Source organism: Paenibacillus sp. FSL H8-0259 (assembly GCF_037963255.1).
GTDB classification, from domain to species: Bacteria; Bacillota; Bacilli; order Paenibacillales; family Paenibacillaceae; genus Paenibacillus_AQ; species Paenibacillus_AQ phytohabitans.
Window position 1 is genome coordinate 5,590,981 of sequence record NZ_CP150147.1, and the last position, 10,868, is coordinate 5,601,848.

Below are 10,868 nucleotides of genomic sequence, written 5' to 3' on the forward strand. Positions count from 1 at the left end.
CCTTTATAACACGGATTGATTATCATTTAACTTACTGGTGATTTTGTTGGCCGTAACCAGCAGGATCACTGAAACGATGGAGACACCCAAACCAACGGCGGTCGCATACGAGAAGTCACCTTGCGTCATCCCCATACGGTATACATACGAATTGATGACCTCCGCTCTGGCCCGGTTCTGGGAGTTCATGAGGACCAGCGTCTGATCCAGATTAGAACCGAGTAAACCGCTTACAGTCAGAATCAGATTCAGGCTGATAATCGACTTCATGTTTGGAAGCGTGATATTCCAGATTTGCCGGAGCCGGCTGGCTCCATCTATTTTGGCCGCCTCGTAGTAGGTCGGATCGATTTTTGACATAATGGCCAGGTACAGAATTGTGCCCCAACCGGCTTCTTTCCAGATATCGGACAACGTGGCAATCCACCAGTACTTGCCGGAATCCAGCAGAATGTTGGACGGCTTCGAGATCAGTCCCAGATTCAGCAGCAGCTCATTGAACAAGCCGGAAGTAGAGAACCAGGTGATCAGCATCCCGCCGAGAACGATCCATGACAGGAAATGCGGCAGGTAGGAGATGGTCTGGACGAATTTTTTGAAGCGCCCCATATTCAGCTCGTAAATCATAATGGCGAGAATAATCGGAATGATAAACCCGATCCCAAGCTTCAGGAAGCTGATGCCCAGCGTGTTCACGACTGCATCCCAGAAGTATTCGTCAGACAGAATAATCTTGAAGTTATCCAGCCCCACCCAGGGTGCGGAAGATAGTGTGTCTATGACCGTGTAGTTCTTGAAGGCAATTGTCAGACCGTAAATCGGTATGTAGCAAAAAATAATCATAAAAATAATGCCCGGCAGAATCATGGATTGAATCTCCCACTGCCTTTTGTAATCGATTACAAACTCTTTGATCCGCTGCCCCATAGGCTTCTTGGCGTTCGGCGGCATTGAAGTTGGCGGTACTACAGCTGTTTTATTCACGTTCTTCTCCCCTCCAAATCAAGAAATCAGATGTTCAAATCAATAAAAACGTTTTTATTTGCGTGCAAAAAAAAGCCCCCCTGCTGTGCATATTTTTATATAACAATGAAGTAGAAACAGAAGGAAACCTAATCGTGTGAAAACATATGGATGCTTATATCTGGAAACGACCACTCCTGCTCTCTAAGGGCGGTCATTCCGGTCCATCTTTACATGGCTTGAGCCTCTTACTACCAGTTCACCCTGCAATTTCTGTACGGCGCCTTGCTCTTTCTCTTGAATCATGCGCACCAGATGGTCAATTGCCAGCATGCCCTGCCTTGCGATCTGATTCCTCACTGTCGTGAGCGGCGGCGAGTAGTATGGAGCGATATCAATATCATCGAAGCCCATTACGCTGACATCCTCCGGCACCTCATACCCGTAGCTCTTAAGCGCCTGGATACAGCCGATCGCACTGATATCATTACCGGCCAGGAAGGCGTCAGGCAATTTCTCGGGATGCACGCGGATAAAGGACTTCACGGCATTATAGGTACTGTCTTCCTCAAAATAACCCTGAAGAATATAATCATCATCCACCGGAAGCTGATATTGGCGGAGCGCTGCCAGATAACCCTCCCGCCGCTGTACGCTGTCGAACATCGTATCTACGCCGGAGATATAGGCAATTTTCTTATGCCCCAGGCCGATCAAATATTTGGTAGCCTCATACCCGGATTCAAAAGAATCAAATATGATGCTCCCCATCCCCTCGTCCTCCAGCACCCGGTCCAGAAATACCGCCTTAATCTTGTCTTTCTTCATCGCGGCAATATCCTTCTCGTCGATGCCCAGCTCCTCGTAGATAATGACACCATCCACGCGCCGTCCGAGAATATTGCTCATGACCACCTGTTTGTCCTTGGTGACAAATACATTCAGGCCATAACCCAGGCGGTCGCATTGACGGGCCATGGATTCTACCAGCTTGTAAAAGTATGGACCTGACACACTTGTGGTGAAAAAACCAAGCATCTTCGTCGTACCGGACTTCAGCAGCTTGCCGTTCAGGTTCGGAACATAATTCAGGCGCTGCGCTACCTTCAGCACATGGGATTTGGTCTCCGGGTTGAGTACATCCACGTCATTCAAGGCGTTGGAGACCGTGGAGATGGAGACGCCTGCTTCTCTGGCCACGTCTTTGATTGTTATCTTTCCCATATCATTGTTCCTCTGCAATAAAAACGTTTTTATAGTTTATAAAATAGCATGAAACCGTTTTAAATACAACACTTTTTCTCATGATCTTTCTCCAGCCACCTTTTCCCCTAGTTATTGCCCGCCGAACGCAAACATAATCTCTGCCTCGCACACCCGCTCACCGTCTACAGTGGCGGTCCCCGTTCCTTTTACAATTATCCCTTTGACCCGGGTAACTTCAAATTCAAGGCGCAGCCGATCTCCCGGCTTCACTTGACGCTTAAACCGGCAGTTGTCGATTCCCGTGAGCAGTCCGATTGTGCTTCCGCCCTCTTCCTGCTTGGACATGGCTAGACCGCCTACCTGGGCCAATGCCTCTACGATCAATACACCCGGCATCACCGGGTATCCGGGGAAATGCCCCTGGAAGAATGGTTCGTTTATACTCACATTCTTAATCCCGACCGCCCGCTTGCCTTCTTCAAGCTCGGTGATCCGGTCTACCAGCAGAAACGGATAACGGTGGGGAATCCGCGCCTGAATTTCATTGACGTCCAGCATACAGTTACTCCTCTGTGATTAAATTTATCTCATTTTACTATAAAGCAGCGGGATTTAGCTATGCGGAGTTGGGCGGGCGGATGCGGGCGGCAAGTAACCAGGGTGAAGTTATGGTGCGGGTAACTGGCGGGGTTCTGGCGGGGGCGGTGGGTACCGATGACTGGCGGGGTGCGGGCGGGGGCGGTGGGTGCCGGTGCGGGGGCAGTGCGGATACAGGGGGTGTGTAGGCGGCGGGGGCGAGTTGGGAGGTGAGTGCGGACGGAGTGTTATAGGTGCAGGCGATGATGAGGCGTATTGAGAGACGCTGTCCCCCTTCGTTCCACTCACAAGCCCACTTGCAGCAGAATTAAAGGGATTTATCCCTCTAATTTCACTCGTCCCGTCTACTTTTGGCGTATTTAATGGGATTTATCCCTCTATTCCCCTCATTCTGCCTACTTTCGGCGTAATTAGTGGGATTTATCCCTATATTTTTCATCTGCGCCCCACTTCCACCGGAACCAGGGGCACTTTTTGCCCCTCATTCCCTACTCCAGGCCCACTTTCACCGGAATCAGGGGCACTTTTGCCCCTCAATTCCCACTCCAGGCCCACTTTCACCGGAATCAGGGGCACTTTTGCCCCTCAATTCCCACTCCAGGCCCACTTCCACCGGAACCAGGGGCACTTTTGCCCCTCATTTCCCCCTACAGGCCACTTCCACCGGAATCAGGGGCACTTTTGCCCCTCATTTACCTCTCCAAGCCCACTTCCACCGGAACCAGGGGCACTTTTACACCTCATTTCCTCTCCAAGCCCACTTCCACCGGAACCAGGGGCACTTTTGCCCCTCATTCCCACTCCAGGCCCGCTTCTACCGGAATCAGGAGCACTTTTACCCCTCATTTCCTACTCCAAGACCACTTCCACCGGAATCAGGGGCAATTTTGCCCCTCATTTCCTCTCATTGCCTACTTTCGGGGGCCAATGAATACATCGCATAATTTCCTAAACGCCAAAAAACCTTGTATATAAGCTAAACTTAAGAATATTGACCAGCCGATGGACGACCCTCCTGCAGAGCAAGGATTCGTCCATGCAGCAATTCAGATTCTAAGTTTACCCTATATAGATTCAAGGTTTTTAAAGAAATCTAAGTAATTTACTTAGGGTTTCTGAGCTTCTGAGCTTCTGAGCTTCAGGCCTTCAGGTCTTCAGGTCTTCAGGTCTTCAGTGCTTCAGGCGTCACACCGACGCCACCGGAGCCCCCCCCTCCGGATCGTCTACACTACCCAATCTCCCCAGCTTCCGGTTGAAGCCGATGAACAGAATCACACCCAGGAGGCTTGTCGTCACCTCGGTAACGGTCATGGACCAGATCACGCCATGCAGGCCGAAGAAATGATGCAGCACGATAATCACCGGGATATAGAGCACGCCTTGCGTAACTGCCATAATCCCCGCCTGTGCGCCTTGGCCTGTAGCCTGGAAGATGCTCATGAACAGACCGGTGAAACCATTGAACAGCGCGGAGATGAGCATGGCTGCCAGGATGTAAATCCCCATGCTGATCACCGAGTTATCATTGGAGAACAAATGCAGGATAGGTCCCCGGAACACATAGACCAGACTGACAAATACCACCGCAATGCTGGCGATATAGCCAAAAGCATACTTAATACTTGAGGTAAGTCTGGCTCTGTTCCTGCTGGCATAGTTAAAGGCGAAGAGCGGGATCAGGCCCAGGAACAGTCCCATCGACAGGAACTCGGGAATCTGCACAATTCTCAGCGCCACCCCGAACCCGGCTACCACATTATCACCATACTGGATGGAATAGTTATTAAGCAGCAGTGTCGTCACAATCAGAAAAGCGCATTGCAGCAGCTCCGTGATGCCGACTTTATAGATCTCCAGCTTATCCTGCAGGGATATTCTGAAATGCTTCAGGAACCCCCTGAGATTCTCACTCCGTTTCTCCAGATAATAGAGATAATAGAGTGCCGATCCGAGGTTAGCCAGGCACATGGCCAGCGCCGCTCCGGCTACATGCCAGCCCAGAATCAAAATAAACAGCGGGTCAAAGATCAGACTGAGCGCCGTGCTGATAAAAATACCATACATGGACTCCCTCGACGCCCCCTCAGCGCGGACCAGCTGTTCGAGCGCAAAATTAAGCACAATCGCGAAGCCCCCGGCGAACATCGTCAGGGCATAGGTCTTCGTGTAATCGAAGGTTGCCGCATCCGCACCGAGCAGGCGGGTGAGCGGATTAATCGCCAGCAGCGCCAGCAGCGCGATAACGATTCCGGCAATGATGCTTGCATAGAAGGTATATCCGGCGATCCGCTTGCCTTTCTCCGTATTCTTCTCCCCGGCCAGCCGGGTGACGAAGGTTCCGCCCCCCACTCCGAACACATTGCCGAAGGCCATCAGGACGGTGAAAATCGGCAAGCCCAGCGTGATCGCCGTCAGCATCCCCGTATTATGCAGCAGGCCGATGAAATAAGCGTTGATCACATTGTAGACCGTTCCGACTGACATGCCGATCATCATGGGAACCGACAAATGGAATATCGCCTTTTTCATTGGAGCGGATTCCAGGTAATATTGGTTGGATACTTCCTTGTTCATATTCATTCCTCCAAACGTGTACTTTCATAACCAATTCATTCCATTACAAGCTTTGATTAACTTTGGACAGCAGCGACAATAGGGTTGATGCCTCCTCTTTGCTGAGCTGCCGGGTAATACCGGCTTCAACATCCGAGAACATAAGGTTGAACTCCTCGACCAGGATAACTCCCTTCTCCAATACGGTCAGCTTCTTCTGACGTTCATCCTTCTCATGGGTGACGCGGGCGATATAGCCTTTCTTCTCCAGGCCCTGGAGCATGCTGGTGATGCTGGCCCCGCGCCGCTTGAACTGCTCCGCCAGATCCTTCTGGATCACGCCTTTGTCCTGATTCTCATAGATATATCCGATCATCCGGCCTTGCGCGGAATTCAGTCCCAGCTCGTTCAGCCGGGCATCGGCAGAGCTCTTAAGCTTCAAGCCAATCTCACGGATCAAATCTGAATACGGTGTATGCAAAATAGGTTCGGTCATCTTCATGTCCCCTTGTCAATTAGATAGAATTCTAAGTAATATAGCAAGCATAGTAGATAGAATTCTAACTGTCAATGTTCTAACTATCTGGACATCTTCTAATTATCTGGATATCTTTTAGCTAACTGGATACCGAAGCAGACCTAAGCCTCTCCTCCTTTCACCATAGCCTTGATCCCTGCTGCAGACCTAATGTACTTAGGGAATGTAAACTGAGTTTAAACGGAATCTAACCAGCAAGTATCTTCATCCTTGACAATCCCCGCCGAAAGGATAATAATGTCCCTAGAATGATCATTCTAATGGATGGTATATTTTTTTATCACGCATTAGAATGATCGTTCGATCTAATAATAGGAGGGAATATTCATGTCTACTAACAGAGCAGCTCAAACGATTTTCATCACAGGTACCAGTTCGGGACTCGGAAAGCTAACGGCGATTCATTTCGCCAAAATGGGCTGGAATGTGGCGGCCACTATGCGTACACCGGAGAACGGGCAGGAGCTGCGCCAGTACGACAATATCAGGCTGTTCAAACTGGATGTTACAAATCCGGACCAGGTGAGTTTGGCTGTGGATGCGGCTATAGACGCTTTTGGCAAGATAGATGTTGTTGTTAACAACGCAGGAATGGGCACCTATGGACCGCTGGAGCTGGCGGCTGAGAAGGATATCGATTGGCAATTCGCTGTCAATACCCGGGGACCGATCAATGTGATCCGCCGCTTCCTGCCTCACTTCCGGGCCAATGGCAGCGGGATGTTCATCAACATCAGCTCCTTCATGGGTGTGACTACTGCGGTGCCGCTCGGCTCTCTCTACAACATGTCCAAGTTCGCGCTGGAAGGATTAACCGAAGGGTTGTACTACGAGCTGAAGCCGCTGAATATTGAGCTGAGGCTGATCGAGCAAGGCGGTTCTTCCGGCAATAACTTCACGAATAATATCATCTGGAACAGAGATGAGAAGATTACAGTGTACGATGAGATGATGGATAAACTGAGTGCGCTTATGGGAAACCGCGACAACAGCCAGCTGGATGACCCGCAAGTAATTGTAGATGCGATAGCAGAACTGGCCACCGGGGTAAGCAGCAAATTCCGGACGGTGATCGGCGATACAGGGAACAGCTTAATGGCGCTGCGTAATTCCGTGCCGATTGAAGAGTATCTGGAGACCATGGCGCAGAATAACCGCTAAAACGCAGTCATAATGCCGCCCCCTGCGTGCCTTGACAAGCCGGAACCTCTTGCCTTACATTAGAATGAATGTTCGATTGGAGGCGGGTTTATGTTCGACAATTATAATAAGGTTCAGCAGGCCGTACTGGAAACGACGCTGGGTCTGATTATTGAGAAGGAGCTTCAGGCGACTTCCATGTCGCTGATTGCCAGGAAATCCGGGATTTCTACCGGAAGCATCTATCATTATTTTGAGAGTAAAGAAGCAATCATCAATGAGCTGTATAGGGGTATCGTTACTTTTAACGGGCATAAGGTGCTTGACGGCGTATATACCGGTGAACCTCTGCGCACCCGTCTGGAGCGGGCCTGGAGGAATCTGATCACCCTGTCACTCGAGTATCCGCAGGGCTTTCAATTTATCGAACAGTATTCGTTCTCGCCCTATATCTATGATGAAGTCAAGCAAGCGGCCTATGAAGGCGGCTGGTGTCATCCGCTGGAGAAGCTCTACGCCGAAGCCGTTGAACAGAAGCTGTTTACCGCTATGGACCCCAAGTTCATGGTGCAGATGCATTACGGCTCCATCGTCTATGTCGTGAAAAGCGCACTGAACCATTATCTGGACCTTAAGGACGAGGAGATCGACGGTCTAATTGACTCCTGCTGGCAAAGCGTAAGCCTATAAAAAAATGATCACAAAAGAAAGGCCTTGCACGTTGGCAGGCCTTCTTTGTATGCTCTATGGCTTCAGGCTAAAACGCCGGTACCTCATCACTCTGCGGTACATGGATTTATCCTTAAGCTGATTAAAAATATACGGGTCAGGATTCATGTTCACTTCAATAATCCATGGCTTGAGCGTCCGGTCAAGACCGATGTCTACACCGAATTGCCGGTGGCGCGGATAGGTCTTCTGCATTTGAACTGCGATGCGTGTACCCAGCCGGTTTAGTTCTCCCTTCAGCTGCACGAGCTGGTGGGCCGACAGATGGGTAGAGAGCAACTGATCCACTGCGGTCGGTTTGCCGCCGCTGTGGTAATTGGTTACTATTTTGCGCGGATGCCCCAGCCGGCCAATGATTCCGGTAGCCTCCCATACGCCCTTGGGGCTGAGCTGCACCATCACCCGGATGTCGAAACGGCGCCCGCCCTGCTTCAGCAGATGGATACCTTTTTGAACCAGATAGCTCCTTCTGCCGATCTTCTTCGCCAGACTTTTATGAAAAGCTTCAAACGTATCGAAATGGCGCCGCGTTTCCTCATACTGATACGTATACCCCTGCCGTTCCCCCCGCTCAGCGCGGATTACTCCATTGCCATAGGTTCCCCGTTCCGGCTTGACATAAATCATTCCATAGCTGTGAATCATCTGCTCCAGATTGCGTCTGTTAAACCTCCGGGTATCCGGGATGAAGGGGGTAATGGTTTGGTTCTTAAGCAACAATTGGGTCTTGTACCATTTGCTCTGACCTGACTGAACCTGTTTGGCTGTCACGCATGCACTCTCCTGTCCGGGAAGGAGCTTTCCATCCTCCCTTGATTTGCATAGTCGCTGCATTCTATGCGGAAGAAGGCGTATTTGAATAAAGCATCTGCCCCCTACGGGAAGATTATCTTTCAGCAGGATCATTGCCCTGTCAACCGTTAATCCGCAGGCATACCCTAGTGCAGACGCTCAAGTGTCAATATAGGTACGGAGATGAATCCATGTCAGCAGCTTCGGAAAATGTAACGAAAAACGGCCCTCCAATCGATGTTCTGATCCCGGCTATTGAAAAGGATCTTGCCACCCTCCCCCATGTGATCGACAGTCTCCGCCGCTACGTCCGCCACCCTATCAGCCATATTTATATTGTCTCGCCGCACAGCAGCAAGATCAGAGGGCTGTGCTCCCGCAAAAATTGTGTCTTTGTCGATGAAACTACCGTTCTGCCGTTCACCAAGAAAGCTATCCGCTACTCCTCTTCCCGCTGGAACCGTTCCGGCTGGCTGTACCAGCAGCTGCTTAAGATGAACGGGGATCATATTTGCCGCGAGAAATTTTTCCTGGTGGTTGATGCGGATACGGTGCTGATTCGCCCCCATCGTTTCCGTTCCGGCGGGAAAAGCATCTTTTATTGCCGCAGCTGGAGCCAGCCGGAATATTTCCGCACCTACCGGAAGCTGCTCGGCGCCGCCGCTCCTTCCCCTAAGTCTTTTGTTACACACTATATGCTGTTCGAGTCCGCGAAGCTGGCCAGTCTCAAAAGAACTATTGAAGCCCGGCACGGGATGCCCTGGCATGCCGCCATTCTCCGCTCCATCGACAAAACGAAGCAGTTCGGCTTCTCCGAATTCGAAACCTATGCCAACTATGTGTACAGCAGGAACAGCGCTGCTGTGCTGCTCAGGAACGCCAACAATAAAGCTCTGAAGACTCCGGCGGCCTCCCTGGGCAAAGCGCAGCTTCAGAAGTATGCCCGTACGTACCGTTCGCTGTCCTTCCATCAGCGCAAGGGATATTCCACTCCGCCCAAACCTTAAGGAGGCAGACCGCCTTGCATACTATTCTTCTAAGCGGGGGCTCCGGTATGCGGCTATGGCCCCTCTCCGGCAGCATCCGTTCCAAGATGTTCCTGCCGCTGCTTCCTGCACCTGACGGGGGCACAGAGTCCATGATCGGACGCGTATGCCGCCAGCTCAGTCAAGCGGGACTTGACGAATCCGTGCTGTTCGTCGCACATCAGGACCAGCTGGCCATCACCCGCCGCTATACCGGAAACAAGTTTCCGGTAATCGGGGAGCCTTACAAGCGCGGCACATTTACGGCAGCCGCCTATGGCGCCCTGCATTTGTACTCCGCAGGAAAGGCTAGACCGGAGGACATCATCTGCGTGGCTCCGGCTGATATGTATGCGGACGAAGACTTCTTCCGGCTGTTTCCTCAATTTCCGGATATTCTGGCATCCTCACAGGCAGAACTCCTCCTGCTTGGAACCCAGCCTGCCTATCCTTCCGATCAATACGGCTATATTGTCCCGGCACAAGGGGGCACGGAGGCGTATGCTCAGGTGCTCTCTTTTGCAGAGAAGCCGGATATCGCCAAAGCCCGGGAGCTGATGAAGGAGCATGCTTTATGGAACTGCGGGGTATTCGCGTTTCGGCTAAGCTTCCTGCTGTCGCATCTCCAGAAGGTGGGGCTGCCCGCTGATCATGCGGCATTTGTTGCGCAATATGCCGGACTTCCGGTCCGCAGCTTCGACAAGGAAGTGGCGGAGCACAGCACCAAAGCAGTCGTTGTACGGCATAAGGGGGAGTGGTCTGATCTGGGAAGCTGGGATACGCTCGCTGCCCGGCTGGACTCTCCGTTGACTGGCGAAGGAGGCCTATGGGGTGAATGCCGGGATACCCATATCGTCAATGAGCTGAAGGTTCCGCTGCATGTAATCGGTGTATCCGGCATAGTCGCCATAGCGAGCCCCGAAGGCATCCTGATTGCAGCCAGGAAGGAAGCAAACATGATCAAGGACATCCTGCAAGAGCATTCTGTTCAGGAGCCGAGATACGGGGAGACCGGCTGGGGCAGCTATACCCTTCTGGACCAGGCAACAAATGGCATCCGCCTTGTACTTACGATGATGTTAACACTGCTGCCGGAGCATGACATCCCGGAAATGGACTGTAAGCATTCTGCCAAGACATGGATGATTGTATCGGGTCACGGTGAGGTCACGGTGAACGGAGCCGCAGCCGCAGCATCGGCAGGCGGAATATTCACTATAGCCCGTGGAGACCGGCATGCGGTCAGGGCTGTCAGCACAATGAAGCTTATTGAGGTACGGATCAGTGAAGCAGGCGATGACGGGCGGGTATATGGCAGCTGATAG

11 protein-coding genes are annotated in these 10,868 nt (G+C 51.5%); 5 read left to right on the top strand and 6 right to left on the bottom strand.

What is annotated here, in order from left to right; translation table 11 throughout:
• Positions 1-3 precede the first annotated feature (3 nt).
• From NSU01_RS24300 to fabZ, 3 genes are all read right to left on the bottom strand, one after another.
• Entirely contained in the window at positions 4-984 is a 981-nt protein-coding gene (locus NSU01_RS24300; RefSeq protein WP_231575181.1) for an ABC transporter permease subunit, read from the bottom strand.
• 183 nt (positions 985-1,167) lie between these two features.
• Entirely contained in the window at positions 1,168-2,187 is a 1,020-nt protein-coding gene (locus NSU01_RS24305; RefSeq protein WP_039310015.1) for a LacI family DNA-binding transcriptional regulator, read from the bottom strand.
• Between the two features lie 111 nt (positions 2,188-2,298).
• Positions 2,299-2,727: a 3-hydroxyacyl-ACP dehydratase FabZ gene (fabZ, locus tag NSU01_RS24310; RefSeq protein WP_076245802.1), complete on the bottom strand. Its 429-nt coding sequence runs from the start codon at positions 2,725-2,727 to the stop codon at positions 2,299-2,301.
• A gap of 80 nt (positions 2,728-2,807) precedes the next feature.
• Here fabZ and NSU01_RS24315 point away from each other — a divergent pair, with 80 nt between their 5' ends.
• Positions 2,808-2,954: a hypothetical protein gene (locus NSU01_RS24315; protein ID WP_339302343.1), complete on the top strand. Its 147-nt coding sequence runs from the start codon at positions 2,808-2,810 to the stop codon at positions 2,952-2,954.
• Between the two features lie 997 nt (positions 2,955-3,951).
• On the opposite strand, the gene NSU01_RS24320 is transcribed toward NSU01_RS24315, so the two are convergent.
• Together NSU01_RS24320 and NSU01_RS24325 are read right to left on the bottom strand one after the other, a co-directional pair.
• Positions 3,952-5,340, bottom strand: a complete 1,389-nt coding sequence (locus NSU01_RS24320; protein ID WP_076248896.1) for an MATE family efflux transporter — start codon at positions 5,338-5,340, stop codon at positions 3,952-3,954.
• A 43-nt stretch (positions 5,341-5,383) separates the two neighbouring features.
• Positions 5,384-5,815: a MarR family transcriptional regulator gene (locus NSU01_RS24325; protein ID WP_197074262.1), complete on the bottom strand. Its 432-nt coding sequence runs from the start codon at positions 5,813-5,815 to the stop codon at positions 5,384-5,386.
• 369 nt (positions 5,816-6,184) lie between these two features.
• Between NSU01_RS24325 and NSU01_RS24330 the strand changes: the two genes are divergently transcribed.
• A complete protein-coding gene (locus tag NSU01_RS24330) occupies positions 6,185-7,018 on the top strand; it encodes an SDR family oxidoreductase (RefSeq protein WP_076248894.1) in 834 nt (277 codons plus the stop codon).
• 90 nt (positions 7,019-7,108) lie between these two features.
• Positions 7,109-7,687, top strand: coding sequence for a TetR/AcrR family transcriptional regulator (locus NSU01_RS24335; protein ID WP_076248892.1), 579 nt, complete (start codon positions 7,109-7,111; stop codon positions 7,685-7,687).
• A gap of 54 nt (positions 7,688-7,741) precedes the next feature.
• On the opposite strand, the gene NSU01_RS24340 is transcribed toward NSU01_RS24335, so the two are convergent.
• Complete coding sequence (locus tag NSU01_RS24340; protein WP_076248890.1) at positions 7,742-8,497, bottom strand: YheC/YheD family protein; 756 nt, start codon at positions 8,495-8,497, stop codon at positions 7,742-7,744.
• Between the two features lie 212 nt (positions 8,498-8,709).
• Here NSU01_RS24340 and NSU01_RS24345 point away from each other — a divergent pair, with 212 nt between their 5' ends.
• Entirely contained in the window at positions 8,710-9,525 is an 816-nt protein-coding gene (locus tag NSU01_RS24345) for a DUF6492 family protein (protein WP_076248889.1), read from the top strand.
• Between the two features lie 14 nt (positions 9,526-9,539).
• A complete protein-coding gene (locus tag NSU01_RS24350) occupies positions 9,540-10,865 on the top strand; it encodes a sugar phosphate nucleotidyltransferase (protein ID WP_076248887.1) in 1,326 nt (441 codons plus the stop codon).
• The last annotated feature ends 3 nt before the right edge of the window (positions 10,866-10,868 follow it).